The organism is Citricoccus nitrophenolicus, assembly GCF_047305825.1.
Classification (GTDB): Bacteria; Actinomycetota; Actinomycetes; order Actinomycetales; family Micrococcaceae; genus Citricoccus; species Citricoccus nitrophenolicus.
In genome coordinates this window covers 24,961-50,461 of the sequence record NZ_CP063070.1, presented here as the reverse complement: position 1 = coordinate 50,461, position 25,501 = coordinate 24,961, and the positions used below count along the sequence as shown (strand labels likewise).

At 69.3% G+C, this 25,501-nt stretch carries 24 protein-coding genes, 1 tRNA gene and 1 pseudogene; 13 read left to right on the top strand and 13 right to left on the bottom strand.

From position 1 onward, the window contains the following. The first annotated feature begins 152 nt into the window (after nt 1–152). Complete coding sequence (pepN, locus tag IMT31_RS00250) at nt 153–2,741, top strand: aminopeptidase N (RefSeq protein ID WP_413543378.1); 2,589 nt, start codon at nt 153–155, stop codon at nt 2,739–2,741. Nucleotides 2,742–2,793: 52 nt separating this feature from the next. On the opposite strand, the gene fdhD is transcribed toward pepN, so the two are convergent. Continuing rightward, nucleotides 2,794–3,672 carry a formate dehydrogenase accessory sulfurtransferase FdhD gene (gene fdhD, locus IMT31_RS00245; RefSeq protein WP_345361901.1) on the bottom strand — a complete coding sequence of 293 codons (879 nt, stop codon included), beginning with the start codon at nt 3,670–3,672 and terminating at the stop codon, nt 2,794–2,796. 64 nt (nt 3,673–3,736) lie between these two features. Between fdhD and IMT31_RS00240 the strand changes: the two genes are divergently transcribed. Genes IMT31_RS00240 through IMT31_RS00215 form a run of 6 tightly spaced genes read left to right on the top strand, consistent with a single transcriptional unit; the run spans nt 3,737 to nt 7,954 of the window. Continuing rightward, the gene (locus tag IMT31_RS00240) at nt 3,737–4,885 is read left to right on the top strand and encodes a ThiF family adenylyltransferase (protein WP_413543377.1); all 1,149 of its coding nucleotides are present in this window, start codon (nt 3,737–3,739) and stop codon (nt 4,883–4,885) included. After that, nucleotides 4,878–6,203, top strand: coding sequence for a gephyrin-like molybdotransferase Glp (gene glp, locus IMT31_RS00235; RefSeq protein WP_413543376.1), 1,326 nt, complete (start codon nt 4,878–4,880; stop codon nt 6,201–6,203). Before IMT31_RS00240 ends, glp begins: the two co-directional genes overlap by 8 nt. Next, the gene (moaC, locus tag IMT31_RS00230) at nt 6,203–6,733 is read left to right on the top strand and encodes a cyclic pyranopterin monophosphate synthase MoaC (RefSeq protein WP_413543375.1); all 531 of its coding nucleotides are present in this window, start codon (nt 6,203–6,205) and stop codon (nt 6,731–6,733) included. The genes glp and moaC overlap by 1 nt, the downstream gene beginning before the upstream one ends. An 8-nt stretch (nt 6,734–6,741) precedes the next feature. After that, entirely contained in the window at nt 6,742–7,386 is a 645-nt protein-coding gene (locus IMT31_RS00225) for a molybdenum cofactor guanylyltransferase (protein WP_413543374.1), read from the top strand. Continuing rightward, nucleotides 7,383–7,712, top strand: a complete 330-nt coding sequence (locus IMT31_RS00220; protein ID WP_413543373.1) for a DUF6457 domain-containing protein — start codon at nt 7,383–7,385, stop codon at nt 7,710–7,712. The genes IMT31_RS00225 and IMT31_RS00220 overlap by 4 nt, the downstream gene beginning before the upstream one ends. Before the next feature lie 2 nt (nt 7,713–7,714). Then, complete coding sequence (locus IMT31_RS00215) at nt 7,715–7,954, top strand: MoaD/ThiS family protein (protein ID WP_413543372.1); 240 nt, start codon at nt 7,715–7,717, stop codon at nt 7,952–7,954. Between the two features lie 82 nt (nt 7,955–8,036). On the opposite strand, the gene IMT31_RS00210 is transcribed toward IMT31_RS00215, so the two are convergent. The 5 genes from IMT31_RS00210 to IMT31_RS00190 form a co-directional block, all read right to left on the bottom strand. After that, nucleotides 8,037–9,002, bottom strand: coding sequence for a GNAT family N-acetyltransferase (locus IMT31_RS00210; protein ID WP_413543371.1), 966 nt, complete (start codon nt 9,000–9,002; stop codon nt 8,037–8,039). Nucleotides 9,003–9,056: 54 nt separating this feature from the next. Beyond that, nucleotides 9,057–9,560, bottom strand: coding sequence for a GNAT family N-acetyltransferase (locus tag IMT31_RS00205; RefSeq protein ID WP_413543370.1), 504 nt, complete (start codon nt 9,558–9,560; stop codon nt 9,057–9,059). A gap of 97 nt (nt 9,561–9,657) precedes the next feature. Beyond that, nucleotides 9,658–10,824: a GTP 3',8-cyclase MoaA gene (gene moaA / locus IMT31_RS00200; RefSeq protein ID WP_413543369.1), complete on the bottom strand. Its 1,167-nt coding sequence runs from the start codon at nt 10,822–10,824 to the stop codon at nt 9,658–9,660. Beyond that, nucleotides 10,821–11,279, bottom strand: a complete 459-nt coding sequence (locus tag IMT31_RS00195) for a molybdenum cofactor biosynthesis protein MoaE (protein ID WP_413543368.1) — start codon at nt 11,277–11,279, stop codon at nt 10,821–10,823. The genes moaA and IMT31_RS00195 overlap by 4 nt, the downstream gene beginning before the upstream one ends. Beyond that, nucleotides 11,266–11,802, bottom strand: coding sequence for a MogA/MoaB family molybdenum cofactor biosynthesis protein (locus IMT31_RS00190; protein WP_413543367.1), 537 nt, complete (start codon nt 11,800–11,802; stop codon nt 11,266–11,268). Before IMT31_RS00190 ends, IMT31_RS00195 begins: the two co-directional genes overlap by 14 nt. A 70-nt stretch (nt 11,803–11,872) precedes the next feature. Between IMT31_RS00190 and IMT31_RS00185 the strand changes: the two are divergent. Together IMT31_RS00185 and IMT31_RS00180 are read left to right on the top strand one after the other, a co-directional pair. Continuing rightward, a pseudogene (locus tag IMT31_RS00185) lies at nt 11,873–12,259 on the top strand (OsmC family protein); the annotation flags it as partial. 180 nt (nt 12,260–12,439) lie between these two features. Further along, on the top strand, nt 12,440–12,895 hold the full coding sequence (locus tag IMT31_RS00180; protein ID WP_378109337.1) for a globin: 456 nt from the start codon (nt 12,440–12,442) through the stop codon (nt 12,893–12,895). Nucleotides 12,896–12,938: 43 nt separating this feature from the next. Here IMT31_RS00180 and IMT31_RS00175 read toward each other — a convergent pair whose 3' ends face one another. Next, entirely contained in the window at nt 12,939–13,688 is a 750-nt protein-coding gene (locus IMT31_RS00175) for a hypothetical protein (RefSeq protein WP_413543366.1), read from the bottom strand. A gap of 128 nt (nt 13,689–13,816) precedes the next feature. On the opposite strand from IMT31_RS00175, the gene IMT31_RS00170 reads away from it, so the two are divergent. After that, on the top strand, nt 13,817–14,797 hold the full coding sequence (locus IMT31_RS00170; RefSeq protein ID WP_413543365.1) for an acyl-CoA thioesterase: 981 nt from the start codon (nt 13,817–13,819) through the stop codon (nt 14,795–14,797). An 85-nt stretch (nt 14,798–14,882) separates the two neighbouring features. Here the strand turns inward: IMT31_RS00170 and ettA are convergent, their stop codons facing one another. Together ettA and ssb are read right to left on the bottom strand one after the other, a co-directional pair. Then, on the bottom strand, nt 14,883–16,565 hold the full coding sequence (gene ettA / locus IMT31_RS00165) for an energy-dependent translational throttle protein EttA (RefSeq protein ID WP_345361945.1): 1,683 nt from the start codon (nt 16,563–16,565) through the stop codon (nt 14,883–14,885). Nucleotides 16,566–16,643: 78 nt separating this feature from the next. Further along, on the bottom strand, nt 16,644–17,219 hold the full coding sequence (gene ssb, locus IMT31_RS00160) for a single-stranded DNA-binding protein (protein WP_345361948.1): 576 nt from the start codon (nt 17,217–17,219) through the stop codon (nt 16,644–16,646). Nucleotides 17,220–17,424: 205 nt separating this feature from the next. On the opposite strand from ssb, the gene IMT31_RS00155 reads away from it, so the two are divergent. Further along, nucleotides 17,425–17,497: transfer RNA gene (locus IMT31_RS00155), tRNA-Arg, on the top strand. An 84-nt stretch (nt 17,498–17,581) separates the two neighbouring features. Here IMT31_RS00155 and IMT31_RS00150 read toward each other — a convergent pair. The 4 genes from IMT31_RS00150 to IMT31_RS00135 form a co-directional block, all read right to left on the bottom strand. Further along, nucleotides 17,582–19,258: an ABC transporter permease gene (locus IMT31_RS00150; protein WP_413543364.1), complete on the bottom strand. Its 1,677-nt coding sequence runs from the start codon at nt 19,256–19,258 to the stop codon at nt 17,582–17,584. After that, nucleotides 19,255–20,184, bottom strand: a complete 930-nt coding sequence (locus tag IMT31_RS00145) for an ABC transporter ATP-binding protein (protein ID WP_378109338.1) — start codon at nt 20,182–20,184, stop codon at nt 19,255–19,257. The genes IMT31_RS00150 and IMT31_RS00145 overlap by 4 nt, the downstream gene beginning before the upstream one ends. Further along, nucleotides 20,184–20,885, bottom strand: coding sequence for a TetR/AcrR family transcriptional regulator (locus tag IMT31_RS00140; RefSeq protein ID WP_413543363.1), 702 nt, complete (start codon nt 20,883–20,885; stop codon nt 20,184–20,186). The genes IMT31_RS00145 and IMT31_RS00140 overlap by 1 nt, the downstream gene beginning before the upstream one ends. A 112-nt stretch (nt 20,886–20,997) precedes the next feature. Then, entirely contained in the window at nt 20,998–21,936 is a 939-nt protein-coding gene (locus IMT31_RS00135) for a LysR family transcriptional regulator (RefSeq protein ID WP_413544344.1), read from the bottom strand. 78 nt (nt 21,937–22,014) lie between these two features. Between IMT31_RS00135 and IMT31_RS00130 the strand changes: the two genes are divergently transcribed. Together IMT31_RS00130 and IMT31_RS00125 are read left to right on the top strand one after the other, a co-directional pair. After that, entirely contained in the window at nt 22,015–23,766 is a 1,752-nt protein-coding gene (locus IMT31_RS00130) for an L-aspartate oxidase (RefSeq protein ID WP_413543362.1), read from the top strand. A gap of 81 nt (nt 23,767–23,847) precedes the next feature. Further along, the gene (locus IMT31_RS00125; RefSeq protein WP_345361963.1) at nt 23,848–25,482 is read left to right on the top strand and encodes a DUF2079 domain-containing protein; all 1,635 of its coding nucleotides are present in this window, start codon (nt 23,848–23,850) and stop codon (nt 25,480–25,482) included. Nucleotides 25,483–25,501 lie beyond the last annotated feature (19 nt).

The window sequence follows — 25,501 nt, the reverse complement described above, 5'->3', positions numbered from 1 at the left end:
GGTTCTGCTCCTGGTGTCTGCGGCAGTGGGATACGGTCGGGACCATCGTCCAGCCTACCGGCGGCAGTCATGCACTACCGGAGAAGGTGTGGCCGGTGGCACAATGTCCCCTGGACCACTTATCCAGCATTCGCTTCACAAACGGAGGCCCCGTGCCCACTCTGAACATCACCCGCACCGAGGCCGCACAGCGCGCCGCGGTCCTGTCCGTCAGCTCCTATGAGGTGGAGTTGGACCTGACCGGCGAGGGCGACCACTTCCGCTCCGCGACCACGGTCACCTTCTCCACCGCGCCGGAGGCTGTGGGCACCTCCACCTTCATCGACTTCGTCTCCACCGAGTCCCCCACAGTGACCCTCAATGGCGAGGTCCTGGATGCCGGGGCCTTCGACGGCACCCGCATCACCATCGGCCCGTTGGCAGCCGAGAACGTGTTGGTGGTGGACGGGCTCGCCGACTACATGAACACCGGCGAGGGCCTGCACCGCTTCGTGGACCCCGTGGACGGCGAGACGTACCTGTACTCGCAGTTCGAGGTCCCGGACTCCCGCCGCATGTTCTCCGTGTTCGAGCAGCCGGACCTGAAGGCCACCTTCGCCTTCACCATCACGGCACCGGACCACTGGGCCGTGGTCTCCAACTCGCCCACGCCGCAGCCGGTCCCCGCCGAGGGGGCACGCGGCGGGGCCTCCACGTGGGCCTTCGAGCCCACCCCGCGGATCTCCTCCTACATCACGGCACTGATCGCCGGCCCCTACCGGTCAACCCATTCGGAGCTGACCAGTTCGGACGGCCGCACGATCCCGCTGGGCGCCTACTGCCGCGCCTCGCTGTTCGAGTACCTGGACGCCGAGAACATCTTCGAGCTGACCCGCCAGGGCTTCGAGTTCTACGAGGCCCAGTTCGGCACGCCGTACCCGTTCGCCAAGTATGACCAGCTCTTCGTGCCGGAGTTCAACGCCGGGGCCATGGAGAACGCCGGCGCCGTGACCTTCCTGGAGAACTACGTGTTCCGCTCCACCGTCACCGAGGCCATGGTGGAGCGCCGCGCCATCACCATCCTGCACGAGCTGGCCCACATGTGGTTCGGGGACCTGGTGACCATGAAGTGGTGGAACGACCTCTGGCTCAACGAGTCCTTCGCCGAGTTCATGTCCACCCTCTCCGCCGCGGAGAACACCCGCTACACCGGGGCCTGGACCACGTTCTCCTCCATGGAGAAGAACTGGGCCTACCGCCAGGACCAGCTCTCCACCACCCACCCCATCAAGGCCGAGATCCGGGATCTGGATGACGTGCTGGTGAACTTCGACGGCATCACCTACGCCAAGGGCGCCTCCGTGCTGCGCCAGCTGGTGGCCTGGGTGGGCCAGGAGAACTTCATGGCCGGGGTGCGCGCCTACTTCGGCCAGCACGCCTGGTCCAACACCGAGCTGCCGGACCTGATGCGCGAACTCGAGGCCTCCTCCGGCCGAGACCTGTCCGAGTGGACGCGCCTCTGGCTGGAGACCTCGGGGGTGAACACCCTCGCGGTGGAGGTGGAGGGGACCGATGCCGGCCCGATCACCTCACTGCGGCTGCGCCAGTCCGCGCCCGGCGGGACGCCGGAGGACCACCGGTCCGGCGATGACGTCCTGCGCCCGCATCGCATGGCCGTGGGCTTCTACTCCGCCGACGAGTCCGGCAAGCTGGTGCGCACCGACCGCTTCGAGCTGGACGTGGCCGGTGAGGTGACCGAGGTGGCCGAGGCCGTTGGCAAGCCGCGCCCGGAGGTCATCCTGCCCAACGACGACGACCTGGCCTACGCCAAGATCCGCCTCGACACGTCCTCCTGGGCCTACGTGTCCACCCACCTGAAGGACGTGGCCGAGTCCCTGCCGCGCACCCTGCTGTGGGGGGCGGCCTGGGACACCGTGCGGGACGCCGAGGCCACCGCCGGCTGGTACGTGGACCTGTTGTTGGCGAACATCGGGCACGAGCGCGATTCCTCCGTGGTGCAGACGCTGTTGCGTCAACTGGCCACCACCCTGTCCCAGTACGCCGCGCCGAAGCACGCCGACCGGCTCCGCGAGGAGGCCGCTCAGAGGCTGCTGGAGCTGGCGCGGGAGGCCGAGGCCGGCTCGGACAACCAGCTGCAGTTCGTCAAGGCCTTCGCCCTGCATGCCCGCACCGCCGGACAGTTGGACACCCTGGCGGCTCTGCACTCCGGTGCCGAGGCGCTGGACGGGCTGGACCTGAACACGGACCTGAAGTGGGAGATGCTCACCGGCCTCGTGGCCGGGTCCCGCGCCGGGGAGGCAGAGATCGCCGATGCCGAGGCTGCCGACGCCACGGCCACCGGCGCGCTGGCCGCGTCCCAGGCCCGGGCCGCCGTCCCGACTGAGGAGGCCAAGCGCGCGGCGTGGGACCAGGTGGTGTCCGGTTCACTGTCCAACATGACCCAGCGCAATGTGTTGCTCGGGTTCAACCGCGTGCACAACCCGGCACTGCTGGCCCCGTTCGCGGCCGAGTACTTGGGCGGAGTCGAACAGCTGTGGGCCTCTCGCTCGCACGAGATGGCGGAGTCTGCCGCGATCGGACTGTTCCCGGGCGCCCAGGTGTCCGAGGAGACCATCGCGGCGGCCGATGCCCTGGTGGAGCGTAGCCGCACCCCGCAACCGGCCCTCTCCCGCACGGTGGCCGAATCCCGTGACGAGATGGTCCGAGCCCTCGCCGCCCGGAAGGCCGACTCGGCTCAGTAGCCCACCCCCAGGCGCAAAGTGACCGGACCCCCACCGTTGTGACGGGGTCTGGTCACTCTGTGCTCTGAAGGTCAGTGCTCTGAAGGTCAGTGCTCTGAGGGTCCGGGAGGATGCGCTGCTCGCCGGCATAGATGACGAAACGCTCGCCCCGGACGAAGCCCGCAAGCGTCATCCCGGCCTCGCGGGCCAAGTCCACCGCCAAGGACGACGGCGCGGAGACCGAGGCGAGCATCGGCACCCCGGCCATCATGGCCTTCTGGGTCAGTTCGAAGCTGGCCCGGCCGGAGACCATCAGGGCGTGCCCGGCCAACGGCAGCATCCCCTCCAGCAGGGCCCAGCCCAGGACCTTGTCCACGGCGTTGTGCCGGCCCACGTCCTCGCGCACCGCCACAAGCTCTCCACTCGCGGTGTCGAAGAGCCCGGCGGCGTGCAGACCCCCGGTGCGGTCGAAGACCTTCTGCCGTTCCCGCAGGACCTCCGGCATCTGCAGGACGAAGGACTCGGTGACCGTGAGGGGGTCCCCGGCCACCGGGAACCTGGACTGGGTGCGGACGTCCTCGATGCTGGTCCGCCCGCACAGCCCACACGCACTGGACATGAGCACCTGGCGTTCCTTCTCCGGCAGCGGGGCCGGCACCTCCGGACGCAACACCACGTCCACGGTGTTGTCCGTCTCCTCCGCGCCGGGGCCGAAGTCCCGTCCGCAATAGCGGATCGAGTGGACCTCCTCCGCGGATCCGAGGTATCCCTCGCTCAGCAGGAACCCCGCCGCCAGGGAGAAGTCCTCCGTGGGAGTGCGCATGGTCACCGCGAGCCGGCGTCCGTTGACCCGGATCTCCAGTGGCTCCTCCGCGGCCAGCACATCGGCCCGCGCATCACGTTCCCCGGCCTTGACACGGACCACCCGGACCCGCGATTCACTCCTGCTCATGGAACCATCATCCCCGTTCGCTCCGCCGCCCGCATCCTGCCCAGGCCACGGCTAGTCTGGGAGCATGTCCACCGTCCACACCGCCACCGACCGCACCGTGCGCCAGCGGACCCTGCCACAGATCGGTGACTCGGGTCAGGTACTCCTCGCCCAAGCCACGGTGGCCGTGGTGGGCGCCGGTGGGCTCGGCTCCCCCGTGATCCAATACCTCGCCGCTGCCGGGATCGGCACCGTGCACGTGATCGATGACGACACGGTGGAACTGAGCAACCTCAACCGCCAGACCCTGCACGGCGTGGACACCCTCGGACAGCTCAAGACGGACGGCGCCGTGACGGCCGCGCGTCGCCTCTCCCCCGAGACCACGGTGGTCCCGCACAGCGTGCGGCTCACCGATGCCAACTCCCGCGAGCTACTCGCCGGGGTGGATGTCATCCTGGACGGCAGCGACTCCTTCACCACCCGATTCATCGTCCACCGTGCCGCCACCGCCCTCGGCACCCCCGTGGTCTACGGCGCACTCATGCAGTGGAACGCCCAGGTCACGGTCTTCTGGTCCGCCCCGCCCGCCGCTTCCGGACTGCCCGCCACCGTGCTCACCGATGTCTTCGAGGACAGCGCCGCCACCCACGCCGCGCCCGGGTGCGCCGAGGCCGGGGTGCTGGGGGCCGTCGTCGGGATCACCGGATCCTTCATGGCCCTGGAGGCCATCAAACTCATCCTGGGCACCGGCACTCCGCTGCTGGGCCGGATGATGCTCCTCGACGGCCTGACCGGCACCACCACCGAGATCCCGCTGGGCGCGGCCGCTCCGCCCTCACCCACCGTGACGCCCCCGGGCCCGACGCCGGCCACGCACCGGGCCCCCTCGGCTACCGGTCCCGTGGCCCTCGGCGAGGTCGACCCCCTGGCCATCTGGCTCGATGTCCGCCGTCCCGAGGAAAGCCACGAGCGTCCCGGGCCGTCGGCCACCGTGGCACTGCCGTTGGACCGGCTCCTGCGTCTGGACGCCGGCCCAGAGGATCCCCTCCCCGCCGACCACCCGTTGTCCGCTCTCCCGCACGGCCGGGCCCTGTTGACCTTCTGTGCCTCCGGTCCCCGGAGCGCTGCGGCGGCCCGGCATCTGGCCGGGCTGGGCTGGCCGGTCCTCGGCTACCTCGACGGCGGGTTGCCCTCGCCCGTCTCCACTGCCTCGGGGGTGCAGCGTGGCTGAGTTCGCCTACCGCACCGTGGAGGAACATCAGCAGCGGATCATGGACCTGGTCCCGCTGGCTCCCACCGAGGCACTACCCCTCGAAGGCGCTCTCGGACGCACCCTGGCCGCCGACGCCGTCGCCGCGCTGGACCTGCCACCGTGGGACAACTCCGCGATGGACGGTTACGCCGTGTGCTCGTCGGACACCACTGACGCCACCGCCGCGGCCCCGGTCCGATTGTCCGTCATCGCCGAACTGCCCGCCGGCACCGAGGCCGACCCCTCTCTCGAGTCGGGCCAGGCCGCCGCCATCATGACGGGCGCGCCGATGCCCACGGGGGCGGACGCCGTCGTCCCGCTGGAGGACACGGTCGGCTGGGATCCGGCAGCCCCCACCGCCGGAACCGCGTTGCCCGACCACGTCGGTCTCGACCGGCCCAGCCCCGGGGGCAAGCACGTTCGCCGCAGTGGCGAGGACGTGCGCTCCGGGGACCGGGTGGCCGCGGCCGGGGAGCTCCTGGCACCGCATCGGCTGGCGGCCGTCGCAGCCGCCGGGATCGCCACGGTGACGGTCCGGCGGAAGCCGCGCGTCGCCGTCGTGAGTACCGGATCCGAACTGGTGGCCCCCGGGGAACCGGTACGCCGCGGACAGATTCCCGATTCCAACAGCCTGCTGCTCGCCTCCCTCGTGGCGGCTTCGGGCGGTGAGGTGGTCCACCGGGGGCGAGTCTCGGACGATCCCGCCGAACTGCAGTCACTGCTCGATTCCACCCGGGCGGGCTCCGACGCGGTGGTGACCACCGGCGGCGCCAGCGTCGGCGCCCATGACGTCGCCCGCCTCGTCCTCGCCCCGCACGCGCCGGGCGGCACCCTCTCCGGCGGGGTCTCGGAAGATCCGGCAGATCTGGCGGATCGCGCGGTCCGCTTCGACCGGGTGGCGGTCCAGCCCGGCAAACCCCAGGGCTTCGGCCTGCTGCCCGACGGCCGGCCCGTCTGGTCCCTCCCCGGCAACCCGGTCAGCGCCTGGGTGTCCTACCTCCTGTTCGTGGAGCCGGGGCTCTGGGCCATGCAGGGCCGGGCCGTGCCCCGGGCCGCGTGGATCCCGGCCACCACGGACGATGGCTGGCGTTCGCCGCACCGCCGGGAGCAGTTCGTCCCGGTGCGCGTCACTTCTGCTCCCGGCGAGCCACTGCGGATCGCCCAGGCCACAGAGCGGGGTTCCGGCTCGCACCTGGCCGGACGGCTCGCGCGAGCCACCGGCCTGGCCCGCGTTCCCGCGTCCACCGACGCCGTCCTGCCCGGCGACACCGTCCTGTACCGATCCCTGGAGGTCTGATGACCAGCACCACACCGAAGAACTCCGAGCCCGGGGCGGACGGTTTCACCCACCTGTCCGGGGACGGCTCCGCCCGCATGGTCGACGTCACCGCGAAGGCCCCCACCATCCGTAGCGCGACCGCCGAGGCCACCGTCCTGGTGGCCCCCGAGGTGCTCGAAGCCCTGACCGGCGGCACCGTGCCCAAGGGAGATGTCTGGGCCGTGGCCCGCATTGCCGGCATCCAGGCTGCCAAGAAGTGCGCCGACCTGTTGCCGCTGGCCCACATCATCGGCGTGCACGGCGCCACGGTGGATTTCGAGGTCGGCGCGGACCGGATCCGGATCGTGGCCACCACCCGCACCGCGGACCGCACCGGCGTGGAGATGGAGGCGATGACCGCGGCCTCCGTGGCAGGGCTCGCCATGGTTGACATGATCAAGGGCCTGGACCGCTCCGTGGAGCTGACCGGGATCAGGCTGCTGGAGAAGACCGGAGGCCGCTCCGGCACCTGGCGCCGGGAGGCCAACGGGACCACTGGCGGGGCCTGATGGGAACCGTGGCTCTGGCAGTCGTCATCCTGGCGGGTGGCGCCTCGCGGCGGATGGGCCGGGACAAGGCCTCCCTGGTGCTGGCCGGCGCGCAGGGCGCCTCCCTCCTGGAACGCACCGTGGCGGCGGCCCGCTCGGCCGGGGCCACGCAGATCGTGGTCGTCGGCGACCGTCCGGTACCTGGCTCCGACGATCTGCACGGGGTCCTGTTCGTCCGTGAGGACCCACCACGCTCCGGCCCGGTCCCCGCACTGGACACCGCCCTGGCCGAGGTGGACGCCGACCTGGTGATGGTTCTCCCCTGCGACCTCGCGCACCCGCGGGAGGCCTGCCGCGAACTGGTGAACGCCATGGAAGCCATCGGTGCAGCCGCTGGCCCCGATGCGGAACGTGAATCCAGTACGGACGGCGTCGTCGCCGTGGACGCCGGCGGACACCGTCAGCACCTCACGGCACTGTTCCACACCGAGACCCTCCGCCGGACTGCCACGCCCGGGAGCACCCGGGTGCGCGAGCGGGTCGCCGGGCTGGTGCTGGTCGAGGTGCCCGAGCCCGCCGGCCTGCCGGAGATCTGGGACGATATGGATACCCCCGAGGACGTGGAGCGGATCCGGACGGACTCGGGGAACACCGACAGGAGGACCCACCCATGACCGACCCTCACGACCAGGAGATCCCCGGACTGCGGGACTGGCTGGAAGACGTCGCCGAGGACCTGCACCTGCCGACCTCCGTCGTCGTCCCCGGCCCGCTGCTGGACGTGGCTCGGGACGTGGCGCACGGGATCATCCGGCCCGGAGCACCCACCACCACGTATCTGATCGGTGTTGCGGTGGGTCTGCAGTTGGCCGGCCAGGACTTGCCAGCCGAGGACGTCACAGGACTCGTGGACCGTCTGGCCCACCGCGTCCAGGACCTGGCCTCGGACTACGAACCGGCTTCAGCAACGCCGAACCAGCCCACCCCGGACGGAGCCTAGCCATGGCACGGGTACGCCTTTTTGCCGGTGCCGCCGAGATCCTCGGTGCCACCGAACTTCACTCGGACGCCACCACCGCCGGTGCCCTGCGCCAGGCCCTCGTAGCCGGTCACGGCGTCAGTGCAGAGCAGGTCATCACCCGCTGTTCCCTCCTGGTGGACGGAGTCCGCGCGGCCGAGGACGACCATCCGATCACGGACGAAGCCCTCGTGGATGTGCTGCCGCCCTTCGCCGGAGGCTGACCGCCAAGAGTCTCGGGTGCCATGCGTCCCTGCCGCCCCGTTATACCCCTTCCCTCCGGTACTCCAGGGGTGCGCCGGGGGGTCAGCGGCGAGGCGTCCGGTGGAGGTCGCGGCGCATGGCGGCGGTGATCCGCTTGAGGCGGAAACCGAGACGCTCGTAGAGCCGGGTCGCGCGGGTCGGGCTCGAGGAGTCCACGTCCAGGTCAACAACGTCGTACAAGCCCGTCTCGATAGCCAGGCTGATGGTCCTGGCGAGGCAGGCCTCAGCCAACCCCCGGCGACGGGCGGCAGGGACTGTGCCGACGAGGTTGACGTAGAGCTCACGGTCCACCCACTGTCCGCAGAGCACGTAGGCGAGGACCTCCCCGGAGTGCTCATCGACGGCGATGGTGGAGACATCCTGGCGGTTGGAGCGGGAGGTCCACCGTTCCCGCCAGGCCTCCTCCGAGGTCGGGGCGGAGCCCCAATGATCTCGGAACGCGGCGTTGTGCGAGGTGTGCACGGGCGTCTCGTCTGCTGGAACGGGGCTCCGGAGTGTCACGCCTTCCACGATCGGCAGCTCCGGCGCCTCCTTGAGGTCGCGGGTGAGGGCGTTGAAGTAGCGTGCAACCGTGTACCCACGCTTGAGCAGCATCTCGCGTGCCGAGGACCCCTCGAGCTGCCCGCCCGCGCTCAGGTAGCCAGGTTGCTCAGGATGCATGGCTGCGGCGCGCTCCACGGCACGCGCCTCGAGTCGGTCCATCAGCTCGGTGCCCAGCCCGCGGCCGCGGTGGCCGGAGTGCACGCCCCCTTCGACGAAGGTGCGGACCAGACCCTCATGACTGAGGTTGGTGCTGCAGTGGGCCAGTCCGAAGGCGACGAGTTGCTCGCCGTCCCACACCGCCCAGCTGTCCTCAGCGGGATCGAGCGATGCGGACGCCAACTCCTCGGCCAGGTCATCGGCAGAAAGGTATTCCTCGGTGCCGTCCACGTCGGCGAGGTGGTTGATGAGCACCGCCCATGAGGTCACGTCCGCGGCGCTCAGCCTCGCCCATCGGTATCCGGTCATGGGACCAGCTTCTCCTATGGAGTCGGCATCCGTCGACTATCGCGGATGGCGGGGCTACGAGAGAGTCATGCCGAGGACCACGCGCACGGGAAGCGATCCGCCGTGGTCCTCGCCGATGCGGCTCATGCCGATGTTCTTCGCCACGCGACGCGAGGCGACGTTGTCCGGGTGGATGATCGCCACGAGTTCGGATGCCCGGAGCCTGTCGCGAGCGAAGTCACGGCACGCCGCTGCGGCTTCACTGGCATATCCTCGCCCGTGGAGTTCGGCGCGGACGTGATAGCCAACTTCAAGCTTCGGGGTTCCCTTCACCTCTTGCCAGGTGAGGCCACAGTCTCCGACGAACGCACCGTCATCCGTTTCGATGATCCAGAGCCCGTGGCCATGGTCGGCGTAGTTCTTCCGGTTCCACGCAATCCAGCGAGATGCCTCCTCGCGGCTCTTCGGTGCGGGGTAGAACCTCATGACGACGGGATCGCCCAGTAGTGACTCCATGCGATCGAGGTCGCGCGGTTCCATCTCGCGGAATCGAAGACGGGGCGTCGGATCGGGAAGCACCCCTCGATACTAAGTCGCCGGGCGGCGAGGAAGCATCGCCCAGCCGACGTTTCCCCTTCACCTGGAACTGAACCGAGTCGACCGCGGTAGGTACGGTTCAGCCACCGATGGCGTTCATGCCGCGGCCCGGCTGGACGAAGTCCGGATCATCGATGCCGTGGCCGGCCTTCTTCGCCGTGACGGAGAGCTGCATGGCAGCGGCCAGATCCCCGTCCGTGGCCGAATCCCCCAGCAGGGTCCGCAGGTCTGTCTCCTCCCGCGCGAACAGGCAGTTGCGCATCTGCCCGTCTGCGGTCAGACGCAGCCGGTCACAGTCACCGCAGAAGGGCTTCGAGACCGAGGCGATGACGCCCACGGTATGCGGACCACCGTCCACGGTGTACAGGGCCGCCGGTGACGAGCCACGGCCGGACACCTCGCTCAGTTCAAACCTCTCGGACAGCCGTTCGAGAATCTCCTCCCCGGAGACCAGGTTGTCCCGCTTCCAGGTGTGTCCGGCGTCCAGGGGCATCTGCTCGATGAACCGCATCTGGGCATCCTGGGAGACGGCATACGCCACCAGGTCCCCCAGTTCGTCGTCGTTCACGCCGCGCATGGCCACGGCGTTGAGTTTCAGCGGCCGCAGGCCGGAGTCCCGCGCAGCGGCGATCCCGGCCAGGACGTCGGCGTGCCGGTCCCGGCGGGTCAGCCGGTGGAACCGCTCCGGCTGCATCGTGTCAATGGAGACGTTCACGCGCCCCAGCCCCGCCTCCTGCAGGGCCGGGAGCCGGCGGTCCAGTCCGATGCCATTCGTGGTCATGGACACGGGCAGAACGCCACCGGTCGGCAGGTCGATCGACGCCAACCGGGCCACGATGTCCACCAGGTCGGCACGCAACAGGGGCTCACCCCCGGTCAACCTGACCCCGGTGATGCCGTGGTCCACGGCAATCCGCACGAGTCGCTCGATCTCCGCGCCGGACAGCGTCTTGTCCCGGGGCAGGAAGGGTCCGGCGTCTTCCGGCATGCAGTAGGTGCAACGCAGGGTGCACTTGTCCGTCAGGGAGACCCTCAGGTCCCGGTGGACGCGGCCGAAGGTGTCCGTCAATCCCTGGCTGGCCCCCTGCCCAGAGTCCATTCCGGGCCCGACGGCGGCCAGCTCGGCCTGCGTGGGCAGGATTCGCCGGGCCTCGGGTCCGGACATCGCGTCCGAGTTCGCTCCCGCCGGTGCTGCGCCGACCCCGGTGGCGGTTCGCGTGGTCAGGGTGACGCCCACGGACGTCATGGCAGTCCCACCCAGTGGGAGGTGCCTGCGGCCGTCTGCTGCTTCTTCCAGATGGGGGCCTCTGTCTTGATGTCCTCCACCACGGCCCGGCAGACCTCGAAGGCATCGGCGCGATGCGCGGAGGCGACCGAGACCACCAAGGCCAGGTCGCCGACGTCGAGCATCCCGATCCGGTGCACCGCCGCAATCCGCACCTCTCCCCCTGCGGCCTGCGGTCCACGGCGATGCCGGTCCAGGATCCCCTCCAGGACCGTACCGGCATCCGGATGGGCCGAATACTCCAGTGAGGTCACCGTACCGGCGGCCTCGGGGTCATGATTGCGCACGATCCCCGTGAACGTGAGGGCCGCCCCACAGCGGGGGCTCAGTACGGATTCCTCCACGGCAGCAGCGTCCAGCGCCCACTCGCTGATGCCGGCCACCACAGACCGTGGTGCGTGCTCAGTGGCGTGCATGGTCTCCACCTCCGGAGAGTTGTTCGATCAGGTGAGGCAGGAGCGGGGCCAACAGTGCCAACCCCTGTTCCGTGGCCCGCAGGGAACCGGCCAGGTTCACCACCACGGTGGGCGGTTCAGGCGGCGGCGCTTCCTCCTCGTGGGCCCCGGACTTCGGACGGCCCACGATTCCGGCCCGGCCGCGCCCCAAGGCCGCCGTAGCGGTCTGGGCCTCGCCCTCACGGCGCAGCATCTCGGCGATGCCGGGGAGCTCCGTGCCGATCAGGGAGTCCATGGCCTCCGGGGTCAGGTCCCGCGGGGAGCATCCCGTGCCGCCGAGGGTCAGCACCACGTCCGCGCCGCGGCCGCGGGCTGCCAGGACCCCGGAGCTCACGGACTCGATGCCGTCCGGCACGATGGCCGAGTCCGCCGACCACTCCGGGAAGTGCTCGGCAGCGAGCTCCACGGCACGAGGGCCCGTGGTATCCGGCAGGTGGCCTGCATGGGCGCGGTCGGAGACCGTCAAGATGTGGATGTGTGGCATGGAACCTCCCGATGGGACTCGAGTCTAGGGCGGCGCGTGCGGTCCAGCCACCACGGGCCGTGCGGGTACCGTGGAGGACGTGGACCACACCTTCTCCCTACACGCCGAATGGACCGGGAACCGGGGCACCGGGACCTCCGGGTACAAGGACTATGACCGTGACCTGGTGGTACGGGCCGAAGGCCCCGGTGAACTCGCCGGTTCTGCCGCTCGCGCCTTCCATGGTGCCGAGTCCCGCTGGAATCCCGAGCAGCTGCTCCTGGCCGCCCTGGCCGAGTGCCACCTGCTGTCCTACCTCCACGCGGCCACGCAGGCCGGGGTGGTGGTCACCGGAGCGTCGGTGCGCGCCGAATGCGTGTTGAGCCATGACCACGACGGCGGCCGGGTCTCCTCGGCAACCTTGGACCCGGAGATCTGGCTGGCGGACGAGGGCCAGCGAGAGACGGCGGACGCGTTGCACGCCACGGCTCATGAACAGTGCTTCATCGCCCGCTCCGTCTCCTTCCCGGTGTCCGTTCGGCCGCAACAGGTACGGCGCCCCCAGAACCGGAACCTGCCGGAGTTCGGCAGCCGCCTGGGCGCTCCCATCGCAGTGCTGAAGCCGCGCCAGGGCAAGGCACCCAGCCGCGTGACCGGATTGGAGGACCGTCCCACCGCATCCACGGGACACCCGCCTCAGACGTCGGCTCCGGCCCAGCCACAGCAGCCGACCCCTCCGGAGAACGCGACCTTCTACGACCAGGTCGGCGGGCACGAGACCTTCGTGCAGCTGGCGCGCGTCTTCTACGAACAGGTGGCTGCGGACCCGGAGTTCCGCGCCATGTACCCGGAGAAGGACCTCGGCCCGGCCGAGGAACGACTGCGGATGTTCCTGGAGCAGTACTGGGGCGGTCCGAAGACCTACGGCGAGCAGCGCGGCCATCCGCGGCTGCGGATGCGCCATATGCCCTACACGATCGACTTCGCCGCGCGAGACACCTGGCTGCGGCACATGCGCACGGCGGTGGACTCGCTGCAGTTGCCCCCGCTGCTCCATGACACCCTGTGGGACTACCTGGAGCGGGCCGCCCACTCCATGGTCAACTCGGGTTGAGCTGTTCCGGCCCGCTCGTCCCCTCTCATTCCGGCATCGGCCGTCAGACCAGCATCGGACGCCGGCAGAGCACGTAGCCCGCGGGCCCGGACAGGCGCACCCACGGACCGGAGGTGTGGACCGCCGTGGTGCCCTGTGGGGTGAGGAATCCAAGGCTGTAGGCGGCGAAGGCCGCCCCGGCGGGGAGGAAGCCCTCACCGGAGGGGTCACTGCCGAGCAGGCGCCCCCACACGGCGGCCCTGGCCTGGGCCACCATGGACGCTCCCGGGTCCTGGGGCAGGGCGTCGGCGAGTTCCCGGATGCCGTCCCGGGCCACGGACTGCAGCTCGCCGTCCTCCACCGTGGCCACCGGAGTCCAGCCGGAGCGTGGGGGCGTCACCGCCGTCCAGGGGACGTTCTCGGTGACAGGCGGCAGGGTGAACGCGGTGGATCCAGTGGTGCCCATGCGGGCCAGGCGTTCCAGGACGGAGGAGAGGGCATAGACGTTGTCGAGACCGTCCTGCCGCCCCTCAGCCAACCGCACCGTCCGCAGCCCGAGCACCACGGGCACCTGGTCCCCCAGCCCGCGCGGATGGAGCACTGAGACCCAGTTGGCCAGAACGGCACCCGCCACCTGAAGCCGCGTGCCGGTGTCCGAGATCGATTTGGCCCGGGTGGCGAAACGCTCCAGGTCCGCGACCGCCTCGAGATCCTCCAACACCAGGGATGGGCCCGCGCCGGGGCCGGTCCCAGGCCGGGAGTCGGTGGGTGGGGAAGCGGCGGATCCGGACGGGTCGGAGGGAGACGGTGACATGCTCACCATTGTCCCACCCACCTCCCCACGGCTGCCCCGTGCCGGGCCATCGTGAAGGGGCGGAGTAGACTCCCACGGAGAATTACCGGCCGGTATCGGTACGGTCGGCGTGCAATGGAGGGACGTTCATGGGTACAGGCAAGATCCGCAAGGAGCGCATCGAATTCCCTGAGGACCCCACCGACGTCCTTCGAGGCGTCCTGTCCCTTGACGAGGCCGGCGGAGATCCGGTCTCCGGCGAGCGGCTCCTGACCGGAACCACCCCGACCCAGGCCCGGGGGCGGGTGTTCGGCGGACAGGTCATGGCCCAGTCCCTGACTGCGGCCATGGCCTCCGTTGATCCCGGGCGCCTGATCCACTCGATGCACGGATACTTCATCCGGCCCGGCGACGCACTGGTGCCGATCACCTTCGCCGTGGAGGAACTGCGGGACGGACGTTCCTTCTCCGTCCGCCGCGTCCAGGCCAGGCAGGAGGGCAAGACCATCCTGTCCCTGATCTGCTCATTCCAGGAGCCCTCCGAAGGACTGGAGCACCAGTCCCCCATGCCGACGGGCGTGCCGGATCCAGAGTCACTGCCCCGGACGTCGGAACGCCTCGGGCACCTCGGACACCCGATGGCGCAGGAGTGGTCCTGGGCACGTCCTTTCGACATCCGTCACGTGGACCCGCCCTTGGAAACCACGCCGGACAAGCGTCAGGTGGCCACCAACATGGTGTGGATGAAGACGTTCTCCGCCCTGGACGGAGACGAGAACCTCCACCGCGCGGCGCTGGCCTATGCCTCGGACTACACGCTGCTGGAGCCGGTACTGCGCCGCCACGGCCTCGCCTGGGTCCGGCCCGGGATGTCCGTGGCCTCCCTGGACCACGCCATGTGGTGGCATCGCCCGGCCCGCGTGGACGAGTGGCTGCTGTACGTCCAGTCCAGTCCCTCCGCCCAGGGGGCCCGAGGGCTGAGCACCGGGCGGGTCTATGCCCGCACCGGGGAACTGGTGGCCTCCGTGGCGCAGGAGGGCATGCTCCGGGTGCCCCGCGACTTCCAGAACAAGGTCAGGGGCGCCGTCCAGGACCTTTACCTGAAGACTGCACGGAAGCCGTCCAGGTAGCCGCGAGTACCGGCGCGGACATGACTGAGGACGCCCGGCTCAGGATCAGGTGAGCCAGGCGCCCTCAGGGCGACTCAGGAGGTGCTCAGTCGCGGGTGAGCTTGCGGTGCGTGACGGCGTGCGGACGCGCCGCCTCCGGGCCCAACCGCTCGATCTTGTTGGCCTCGTAGGACTCGAAGTTGCCTTCAAACCAGTACCAGTTCGCGGGATTCTCCTCAGTGCCCTCATAGGCCAGCATGTGGGTGGCCACACGGTCCAGGAACCACCGGTCGTGAGAGATGACCACGGCGCAACCCGGAAACTCGAGCAGCGCATTCTCCAGCGAGGTGAGCGTCTCGACGTCCAGGTCATTGGTGGGCTCATCGAGCAGCAACAGGTTGCCGCCCTCCTTGAGGGTCAGCGCCAGATTCAGACGGTTTCGCTCACCACCGGAAAGGACACCGGCCTTCTTCTGCTGGTCCGGGCCCTTGAAACCGAACGCGGAGACGTAGGCGCGAGAGGGCATCTCCACCTGGCCCACCTTGATGTAGTCCAGCCCGTCAGAGACCACCTCCCAGAGCGACTTCTCCGGGTCGATCCCGCCGCGGGACTGGTCCACATAGGAGATCTTGACCGAATCGCCGATCTTCAGCTCGCCGCCGTCGAGGGACTCGTAGCCCACGATGGTCTTGAACAGGGTGGTCTTGCCGACGCCGTTGGGACCGATGATCCCCACGATGCCGTTGGGCGGCAGCGAGAAGGACAGCCCATCGATCAGCACCCGGTCCTCGAAGCCCTTCTGCAGGTTCTTCGCCTCGATGACCTGGTTGCCCAGCCGCGGGCCCGGCGGGATCTGGAGCTCCTCCAGGTCCAGCTTGCGGGTCTTCTCGGCCTCGGTGGCCATCTCCTCATAGCGGGCCAGGCGTGCCTTGGACTTGGCCTGCCGACCCTTTGAGTTCGAGCGCACCCAGTCGAGCTCCTCGGACAGGCGCTTGGCCATCTTGGCGTCCTTCTTGCCCTGGATCTCCATGCGGGCGCGCTTCTTCTCCAGGTAGGTGGAGTAGTTGCCCTCATACGGGTACAGGCGGCCGCGGTCCACCTCGCAGATCCACTCGGCCACGTGGTCCAGGAAGTACCGATCGTGGGTGACGGCCAGGACGGCGCCGTGGTATGCGGCCAAGTGCTGCTCGAGCCACAGCACGGATTCGGCGTCCAGGTGGTTGGTCGGCTCGTCCAGAAGCAGCAGGTCGGGCTTCTGCAGCAGCAGCTTGCACAGGGCCACGCGGCGGCGCTCACCACCGGACAGAACGGAGACGTCGGCATCGCCCGGGGGGCAGCGCAGTGCATCCATGGCCTGCTCGAGCTGGGAATCGATGTCCCACGCGTCGGCGGCGTCGATCTGCTCCTGGAGCTTGCCCATCTCCTCCATCAGCGCGTCGAAGTCGGCATCCGGATCGGCCATCTGCTCGGAGATCTCGTTGTACCGCTGGATCTTCCCGTAGATCTCGCCCACGCCCTCCTGGACGTTGCCCAGGACGGTCTTCTCCTCGTTCAGGGCCGGTTCCTGCATCAGGATTCCGACGCTGTAGTCCGGCGCGAGCCGGGCCTCGCCGTTCGAGGGCGTGTCCAGCCCCGCCATGATCTTCAGGATCGTGGACTTGCCCGCGCCGTTGGGGCCCACCATGCCGATCTTCGCCCCTGGGAGGAAGGCCATCGTCACGTCATCCAGGATCAGCTTGTCGCCCACCTTCTTGCGGGCCTTGACCATGCTGTAAATGTATTCCGCCATGCCCCCAAGGCTAGTGGGTGGCCGCCGGTTTGCCCGCATCGGGTCCGACCGGCGGCCACCGTCCGCCGTCTGCCTGTCTCAGGCGGCGCTCAGGCTCTCCGCTTCCCCCTCACGCTCGGACTCGAGATCGGACTCGAGTTCGCTCCCGAGTTCGGTCCCGTCGAGCTCGCCCTCCTCGATTCCGGAGCCACTCAGGAGCTCTCCGGTCAGCCGGTTCACTTCTCCCTCCGGTTCCTCGGAGATGACCCCGCCACCCGGTATGGAGTCGGCCGGTACGGAGTCTGCAGGCGCGGTGCGTCCGACGGCCCGATTGAAGAAGGCCGTGCCCAGGGTCAGATCATGGCCGATGGTCTCGGCCTCGATCTCCACCGACGTCCCGGACCGTTCCCCGTTCTGCCACTGCCGGACCTTGAGCCGGCCGGTGACGAGGACTGGCTGCCCCTTGGACAGAGAGGCCGCCACGTTGGTGGACAGCTGACGGAACATGTTGACCGTGAACCAATTCGTGGCGCCGTCCACCCACGCCTGCTGCTCGCGGTCGAATCGACGGTCGGTGGAGGCCAGGCGGAAGTTCCCCACGGCCAGTCCGGACGGGGTGGTGCGGGTACTCGGGTCAGTGGCCACGAAGCCGCGGACCGTGATGTGTTCGCTCATGGTGGTGCCTTTCGATGAGCCGGCCGCGGCCGGCGGGGGCCGCCGCAGGGCCTCATCCCCTCCGGCGGCAGGAGGATCTCCTCCTGCCCCACCAGCACACCGCCCCCCACCCGGGCGCACCAGCACCCCAGCTCCGGGACGTGGACAACGCACCGGCACCGGTGTCCTGTGCAGGAGCGGGCCACCGGTAGAATGGACGGGCCCAGCCCCAGTAGCTCAGTGGATAGAGCAGGAGCCTTCTAATCTCTTGGTCGGGGGTTCGACTCCCTCCTGGGGCACACTGCGCATCACGTTCCACCATGCATCCGTGCCTTGGGTGGTGGACCCCTGGCACCGATGCCCGTCGATGGAATCCGGCTCGGTCACGCCGTGATGAGATCGCGACGACGGAAGCACGCTGAGCCCACCGCAATCAGGGTCGCGGCGATCAGCGTCAACAGGCCGACAGCAGCCCAGGAGATGTCCTCGGCTGGGTATTGGCCGACATGCCGGAACACCGAGGTGTCAAGCACCACGTCGTCGAGATCCAGCATGTCGCCGAACATGCTCAGTACGGTGCCGTACACGAATACGACCCAGGTGAGCCCGATGAGGCGCGGGGCGAGGCCATAGAGCGCGACGGAGAGCCCCAGCAGCAGCCAGATGGCCGGGGTGTGTGCGACGTGGCCGAGCAACACCGGACCGAGGAGATCCCAGTCCCCCGTGGCGAGTGCGGCCCCCAGGCCATTGCCGATTCCCGCGAACGCAAGCAGCCACAGCGCCCCGAGCCCGGTGACCGTGACCCAGGAGAGCAGCCAGCCGCTGCGGGAGACGGCCGTGGCGAGCACCGGCTCCGTGCGTACCCCCTGTTCCTCACCCCGAAGGGCTTGTACGGAGAGGATCGAGTAGACGGCGACCATGATCGCCAGGTAGATGCCCATGAATCCGAGGTACCCCTCGACCATGCCGTCGGCACCCCCGAAGACGGCAAGCAACTCCTCGGGCATCCCGGCTGCGTTCTCCGCCATCGGTTGCACGAAGGCGCCGAAGGTGACCCCGCCGGCGAGCAACGCGAACGACCACCAGGCCAGCCCGGACCGCTGCAGCCGGAAGGCGAGCGAGAACGAACCACGCAGCCACCCGGGGGCGACATCGGCTCCGAGCCGGTCGGACAGGATCCCGGCAGCGAGGTCGCGCCGCGACTGCAGGGCGAAACCGGCGGTGATCAGCAACAGCATCGCCGCGAGTGAGAGGGCGAGCGGCCACCATCGGTCGAGGGTGAGCGGCGCGGTTTGCTGGGACCACCCGAACGGGGAGAGCCAGGACAACCAGCCGAGATCTCCGTCCTGCACGGACGACATGTCGCCGAAACCGCGGAGGACAAAGCTCACGGCGAGCGCCGCCCCGGCCATACCCGATGCTGCGCGGGCGAACGGCGAAAGCTGCGCGGTGGCCGCGGCCACTCCGGCGAAGACCAGCCCGGCGGCTCCGATGCTGCAGGCGAAGAGCAGCGAGGAGCTGAACGAACCCGGGTCTGCCGGCGAAAAGTAGAAGGCCACCGCCATGAGTGCGGACATCAGCACGTTCATCAGCACGACGAGCACCAGCGCAGCAGCCAGTTGCGCGTGCCGTCCCACGACGTTTGCGCGGATCAGTTCGGCCCGCCCGGTCTGTTCCTCGATGCGGGTGTGGCGCGAGACGGTCATGATGCTCATCAGCGCCGCGCCGATCATGAGATAGCCACCATAGAGGCCGACAAGGAACCGCCCCGTGGTGATGTCGTCGAAACCGTAGCCAGGCCCGCCGATCAATGCTGTGACCGGGCTCGCGGCGAACACAGCAAAGCTCTCCAGCGCTGCTTCGTCGAGCACGAGGCCCAGCGCGTTCGCGAAGTACGCGAGCATCAGCGTCATGCCGAGCACCCACGCGGGGAAGCGAATCCGATCCCGACGCAGCATGAACCGCAGTAGCTGCCCGGTGCCGGTGAGTGAACCGCCCAGAACGCCTCCGCGCGGGCCCGGCGACGTGGCCGACACGAGGTCCGTCAGTGCCGCGGTCATGACCCGCTCCGGCGAAGCTCGTCGCCGTAGTGACGCAGCAGCAACTTCTCGAGGGTCGGCGGGGAGGCCGTGAGTGCCTGCACACCGTGGGAGGAGAGCTCGCGCATGATCTCCGGCAGATGCTGCGTGTCGACGTCGAAGTGGAGCTGCCCGCCCTCCTCACGGAGACCGTGCACACCGGTACGGCCTGACAGCCCGGCGACCGGGTCAGCCGTCTGCGCCGTCACCGCGGTGCGCGAGAGGTGGCGCAGCTCGCTCAGGGTGCCGGACTCCACGATCGCCCCATTGCGAATGATGGAGATCCGGTCAGCGAGCACCTCGACCTGCGCGAGGACGTGGCTGGACAACAGCACCGTGCGCCCGGCTAGCTTTGCCTCGCGGATGCAGTCCTGGAAGACCGCCTCCATGAGCGGATCGAGCCCTGCCGTCGGCTCATCGAGCAGGAGCAGTTCGACGTTCGAGGCCAGGGCGGAGATGAGCGCGACCTTCTGCCGGTTGCCCTTGGAGTAGGTGCGCCCCTTCTTCCGTGGGTCGAGGTCGAAACGCTCGAGGAGCTCGTCGCGCTTCTTCCGATCAACGCCGCCGCGCAACCGGGCGAACAGATCGATGGCCTCGCCGCCAGTGAGGCCGGACCACAGCTCCACGTCGCCGGGCACGTAGGCGAGGCGTCGGTGCAACGCCACCGCGTCCCTCCACGGGTCGCCGCCGAGCAGGCGTGCGGTGCCGGAGTCGTGCCGAAGGATCCCGAGCAGGATCCGGATGGTGGTCGACTTTCCCGCACCGTTGGGTCCGAGGAATCCATGGACCTCCCCAGGGGCCACGTGGAGATCGAGACCGTCGAGCGCGCGGACGGATCCATAGTCCTTCGTGAGATTCGAGATGCTGATGGCAGGGGCTGCGGCATCAGTGGAAGGAGTGGGTGTCATCATGGGCCTTCTGTAGTCGATGGGGCATCGGGATCCGTACCGGTCGGAGCCGGCGGATCGTGCTGGCTCCCCGGAGTGGCCCGTACCCCCGGCCCCGCCTGTCCCCCGGGCACGGACTCGATGAATCCATGCCGATACACCTCTGCGAGATACGGAATGAGGCGAGTCATCGACCCGTGCAGGTCCTCAGTACCCAGCGAGTGCCGCACCCTGGGCTCCAACAGCAGGGGTGCGAGCGCCAGCATCGCGATGGCGGTGGACTGCGCACGCCGGTCCTCGGCCTTCCGGAGGGTGTATCCGGCGAAGCCCTCGTCAATGACCTGCTCGAGAGTCTCGACGTAGTGGTCGAAGAACCGCTGCCCCTGCTCCGAAGGATCCAGGAGGGACTTCAGGAGGTAGTCGGCGTAGGAGCGCATCGGTCCCTCGCCGAACATCTCGACGACCATGAGCGGTGAGCGATGCGCATTCTCCCGCTTCATCGCGGTCAGCGCCTCGAACACGAAGTCGTCACAGGAGGCGCGGAGTTTGTCCTTCGAACCGAAGTGATGGATCACCAACCCGGGCGAGACACCCGCTGCCGTCGCGATCTCACGCACCGTCGTTCCGGAGAATCCGCCTGCGGCGAATGCCGAGACGGCGGCGTCTCGGATGCGAGCCGCTGTCTCCGGGATCGGGTGCGGATCGCCCTTCATTGAACTCATGTTTAACACTGAACGCTTGTTTTATGGGATGTCAACACCACCTCGACCCCACGAGGAGCGCTCCACCGGGAAACCCTGCCCGAACCGCCCATCGGGCAACAGCACTCCGCCGTCAGCCCGCTCGGGAGACCAGCGGGCCCAGGCCGCTGTCTCCGGTGGCCAACGAGTCGGCCGTCTGCAGGATCATGCGGTGCATGGCGGCAGCAGCACGAGTGGGCTGCACGTCCTGGCGCCGAGCGAGGCTGACGGTCCGGGTCAACCGGGGTTGCACCAGACGGACCGAACTCAGTCCCGGTCGGTCCTTGAGCACCATCGCCGGAACCAGGGCCACGCCCATCTGCAGCTCCACGAACCGCAGCACGGCATCCATCTCGGCACCCTCAAGCACCACGGTGGGGGTGAGCCCCGCGGACCGGAAGGCCTCGTCCAGCGTGGCGCGGAGGTCATAGCTGGAGGGGAAGACGATCTGCGGCATCCGTGCGAGTTCGGGCAGAGTCAGCGTCCCCCGGCTCCCGAAGGGCGAGGGGCCGCCGCCGACCACCACGAGCTCCTCGGTGAGCAGGGGGCTGCGGACCAGGCTCGGGGCCGTGGCCGGGTGCGCATCGGAGGTGATGACGAGCGCGAGGTCCAGTGCCCCTGCCGTCAGCTCCTCGATCAGCCCACGGGATCCACGCTCCGTGAGGTGGAGCTCGATCCCCGGGTGGTCGGCGTGGAAGGCCGCGAGGGCATCCGCCACCAGACTGACGCAGAGCGTGGGCGTCGCGCCGAGGCGGATCCGGCCCCGCCGCAGATCCGTCAGCTCGGTCATCTGCCGGCGGATGTCCTCTGCATCGGCCAGCATCCGCCGGGCCACGGGCCACAGGGCCTCCCCCGCGGCGGTCAGCGTGATGTGTCCACGGGCCCGGTGGAAGAGCTCGGAGCCGAGATCGTGTTCCAGTGCAGCGATCTGGCGGCTCAGGGAGGGCTGGGTGAGATGCAGTGTCTCCGCCGCCCGGGTGAAATGGCCCACTCGGGCCACCTCCACGAATCCGCGCAACTGCTCCAGGTTCATGGTCATAGCGAAATCGTATCGTCTTCACTCAAACTATTCATTGGAGTAATGACAAGTGGTCTTCCTACGCTGGCTTCCATGACACGAACAGCAGGCTCCCCAGCAGCCACAGAACGACTGATCTCCACGACCGTCCTGGTGATCGGCACCGGCGGCTCAGGGCTCCGGGCCGCCATCGAGGTGGCCGAGCAGGGCGTGGATGTCCTCGCCGTGGGCAAGCGGCCACGGCAGGATGCCCACACCTCCCTCGCCGCCGGCGGCATCAACGCCGCCCTTGGAACCATGGACGAGGAGGACACCTGGCAGCAGCACGCCGCGGACACCCTCCAGGAGAGCTATCTGCTGGCGAACCCCCACACCGTGGAGATCGTGGCCCGCAACGCCGCCGAGGGCATCGCCGACCTTGACCGCTATGGCATGGCCTTCGCCCGCGAGGAGGATGGCCGGATCTCCCAGCGCTTCTTCGGCGCCCACACCTTCCGCCGCACCGCCTTCGCCGGCGACTACACCGGACTGGAGATCCAACGCACCCTGGTCAACCGGGCCGCGCAGCTCGAGGTGCCGATCCTCGATTCCGTCTACATCACCCGTCTGCTGGTGCAGGACAACATGGTCTTCGGCGCCTACGGCTTCGACCTGAACACCGGCACGCGATACCGCATCCACGCGGACTCCGTGATCCTCGCCGCCGGTGGGCACAACCGCATCTGGCGCCGCACCTCCTCCCGCCGGGACGAGAACACGGGGGACTCCTTCCGTCTGGCCGTGGAGGCCGGGGCCCGGCTTCGGGACCCGGAACTGGTGCAGTTCCACCCCTCCGGCATCATCGAGCCGGAGACCGCGGCCGGCACCCTGATCTCGGAGGCAGCCCGTGGTGAGGGCGGGATCCTGCGCAACAACCTCGGCGAGCGCTACATGGCCGCCTACGACCCTGAGCGGATGGAACTCTCCACGCGTGACCGGGTGGCCCTGGCGGGCTACACCGAGATCAAGGACGGACGCGGGACACCGAACGGCGGCGTCTGGCTGGACATCTCCCACCTGCCGCGCGAGACCATCATGGCGCGGTTGCCGCGCGTCTACCAGACGATGATGGAGCTGCAGATGCTGGACGTCACCCGGGACCCCATCGAGATCGCCCCCACCGCGCACTACTCGATGGGCGGCGTCTGGGTCCGGCCCGAGGACCACAGCACGGACGTGCAGGGCCTCTACGCCATCGGCGAGGCCTCCTCCGGACTGCACGGTGCCAACCGACTCGGCGGCAACTCGCTGATCGAGCTGTTGGTGTTCGGGCGCATCGTGGGGCAGGCCGCCGTGGCCCACTCCGCGGGCCTGGGCTCCCAGCGCCGCTCCGCCGAGGCCCTGGACGAGGCCCGCGCCGAGGTGGATGGCCTACTCGCCGCAGACGGCCAGGAGAACGTCCGTGCCCTCCAGCGTGCCCTCCGTGACACCATGACCGAGCACGCCGGGGTGGTGCGCAGCGAGGAGGGCCTGACTGCCGGCCTGCGGGAGCTGACCGAGATCGAGGCCCGGATGGAGCACGTGGGGATCCACCCGGACATCGCCGGCTATCAGGACCTGCAGCACGCCTTCGACCTCAAGGCCTCGGCCCTGGCCGCCCGGGCCACCCTGGAGGCGGCGCTGGAGCGCCGAGAGACCCGGGGCTGCCACAACCGCAGTGACTATCCGGACCTGGACCCGCAGCAGCAGGTCAACCTCGTGTGGTCCCCCAGCGGGGGGATCGTCCGCGAGGAGATCCCGGAGGTACCGGCAGAGATCTCCGGGCTGTTCCGGGAGGTCTCCCAGGAGGGCAAGCTCGTGGAGTAGCCGCGTCCCGGGGTCCCGGGGTCCCGGGCCACGGTCATTACGATGGTGGGGATGTCCCAGTCCCGAACCGGAAGGTGGCCTGTGCCCCGGACCCCAGCTCCTGACGCAGCGCTCCACGCCGAACCCCGCCGGCGCACCCCTGCGCCCCGCTGGGTGATCGGCCGGCAGCCGGCCCGGCGGGACGGGGCCGTGGACACGGCACCGCGCACCACCCGCCGGCAGTGGTTGCAGCTCGGCGCGGTCATGGCCGCCGCCGTGGCGCTCTACGTGGTCCACTCGTTCCTGCGCTTCCGCAACTTCGAGGCCAAGGGATACGACCTGGGCATCTTCGATCAGGCGGTTCGCCAGTACGCCCTCTTCCGGGAGCCGATCGTCCCGATCAAGGGCGTGGACTTCAACATCCTCGGTGACCACTTCCACCCGATCCTGGTGCTGCTGGCCCCCCTCTACTGGATCTGGGACGATCCGCGGATGCTGGGCATCGCCATGGCCCTGCTCCTGGCCTCCTGCGCCATCCCGGTCTACCTGTTCGCCCGGCGCCGGTGCGGTCACCTGCCCTCGCTGCTGGCCGCCGCGGCCCTGATGCTGTGGTGGCCCTTCCAGGCGATGGTCAACTGGGACCTCCATGAGATCACCCTCGGCGTGCCGATCATGGCGTGGGTGATCTGGGCGATCGACGCCCGCCGGTACTGGCTCGGTTTCGGACTGTCCCTGTCCCTGCTCGCCGTACGCGAGGACATGGGGGTCACCGTCCTGGCCATCGCCCTGGTCCTCGCCATCAAGCGGGCCTGGGTCCCCGCGGTGCTCTCCGCCGTGGCCGGCGTGGCCGGCTATTGGTTCGCCACCTCGGTGGTCATCCCGCAGTTCTCCCCCGAGGGCGAGTTCGGGTACTGGCAGTTCACTGCGCTCGGCCCGGACATGGGCTCCTCGCTGCAGTTCATGCTCACCGAGCCCTTTGCCGCCGCCGCCGTGCTGTTCGACCACCCGCTCAAGGTCGGGTTGTGGCTGTTGCACTTCGTGCTGTTGTGGCTGCTCCCGTTCCTCTCCCCCTACGCGCTCATCGGCGCCCCGATCCTGCTCTCCCGGCTCTTCAACGACCGGCTCAACGTGTGGAGCCCGGTCTACCAGTACGACGCCATCCTCGGAGTCATCTTCCTGATGGCCGCCCTGGAGGCCCTGGGCCGGATCGTCGCCTGGCGCGCCCGGCGCCGCACCGGTGACCTCGGCACCGGTGCGGCAAACGCCCTGGCCGAGGGCCGGCGTCGTACTCCGCCGGCCAGGATCTTCACCGTCTTCACCGCTGTACTCCTGGCCGCGGGTGTGGCCGGTACCGCGTCCTTCCCCCAGGTCTTCCCGCTGCACCGGACCGTGACCGGCGCGAACTGGCAGATGACCGAGTGGGCACACGCCCTGGACCGGGCGGTGGAGTCCGTCCCGGACGATGTCTGCGTCGAGGCGGCTGACAACGCCGTGCCTCACCTGGTGGACCGCACCCACGTGGGCCTGCACGGGGACATGGGCGACGACCTGGCCACCTGGATGATCATCGACACCACGGCCGAGGAGCTCGGCGGCTGGGACCCGCTCACCCCGGACGAGGCCCTCGCCCGGGCGGAGCGGCTCGGATACGAGCCCGTCACGCAGGACGACCACGGCATCTGGGTGTTGCACCGGGACCGACCCGTGGACCCGGTCTGCGCGGACTACGTGCCGTGAGCTGACCAGGTCGCCGAGC

Excerpts from the sequence above, each read along its gene's own strand:
- IMT31_RS00175 (WP_413543366.1), bottom strand. The coding sequence starts at position 13,688 with ATGTCACCGTCTCCCTCCGACCCGTCCGGATCCGCCGCTTCCCCACCC.
- fdhD (WP_345361901.1), bottom strand. The coding sequence starts at position 3,672 with ATGAGCAGGAGTGAATCGCGGGTCCGGGTGGTCCGTGTCAAGGCCGGG.
- IMT31_RS00240 (WP_413543377.1), top strand. The coding sequence starts at position 3,737 with ATGTCCACCGTCCACACCGCCACCGACCGCACCGTGCGCCAGCGGACC.
- ettA (WP_345361945.1), bottom strand. The coding sequence starts at position 16,565 with ATGGCGGAATACATTTACAGCATGGTCAAGGCCCGCAAGAAGGTGGGC.
- IMT31_RS00140 (WP_413543363.1), bottom strand. The coding sequence starts at position 20,885 with ATGAGTTCAATGAAGGGCGATCCGCACCCGATCCCGGAGACAGCGGCT.
- IMT31_RS00210 (WP_413543371.1), bottom strand. The coding sequence starts at position 9,002 with ATGACCGGATACCGATGGGCGAGGCTGAGCGCCGCGGACGTGACCTCA.
- ssb (WP_345361948.1), bottom strand. The coding sequence starts at position 17,219 with ATGAGCGAACACATCACGGTCCGCGGCTTCGTGGCCACTGACCCGAGT.
- IMT31_RS00190 (WP_413543367.1), bottom strand. The coding sequence starts at position 11,802 with ATGCCACACATCCACATCTTGACGGTCTCCGACCGCGCCCATGCAGGC.
- IMT31_RS00215 (WP_413543372.1), top strand. The coding sequence starts at position 7,715 with ATGGCACGGGTACGCCTTTTTGCCGGTGCCGCCGAGATCCTCGGTGCC.
- IMT31_RS00220 (WP_413543373.1), top strand. The coding sequence starts at position 7,383 with ATGACCGACCCTCACGACCAGGAGATCCCCGGACTGCGGGACTGGCTG.
- IMT31_RS00195 (WP_413543368.1), bottom strand. The coding sequence starts at position 11,279 with ATGCACGCCACTGAGCACGCACCACGGTCTGTGGTGGCCGGCATCAGC.
- moaC (WP_413543375.1), top strand. The coding sequence starts at position 6,203 with ATGACCAGCACCACACCGAAGAACTCCGAGCCCGGGGCGGACGGTTTC.
- IMT31_RS00150 (WP_413543364.1), bottom strand. The coding sequence starts at position 19,258 with ATGACCGCGGCACTGACGGACCTCGTGTCGGCCACGTCGCCGGGCCCG.
- IMT31_RS00170 (WP_413543365.1), top strand. The coding sequence starts at position 13,817 with ATGGGTACAGGCAAGATCCGCAAGGAGCGCATCGAATTCCCTGAGGAC.
- IMT31_RS00135 (WP_413544344.1), bottom strand. The coding sequence starts at position 21,936 with ATGAACCTGGAGCAGTTGCGCGGATTCGTGGAGGTGGCCCGAGTGGGC.
- moaA (WP_413543369.1), bottom strand. The coding sequence starts at position 10,824 with ATGACGTCCGTGGGCGTCACCCTGACCACGCGAACCGCCACCGGGGTC.
- IMT31_RS00130 (WP_413543362.1), top strand. The coding sequence starts at position 22,015 with ATGACACGAACAGCAGGCTCCCCAGCAGCCACAGAACGACTGATCTCC.
- IMT31_RS00145 (WP_378109338.1), bottom strand. The coding sequence starts at position 20,184 with ATGACACCCACTCCTTCCACTGATGCCGCAGCCCCTGCCATCAGCATC.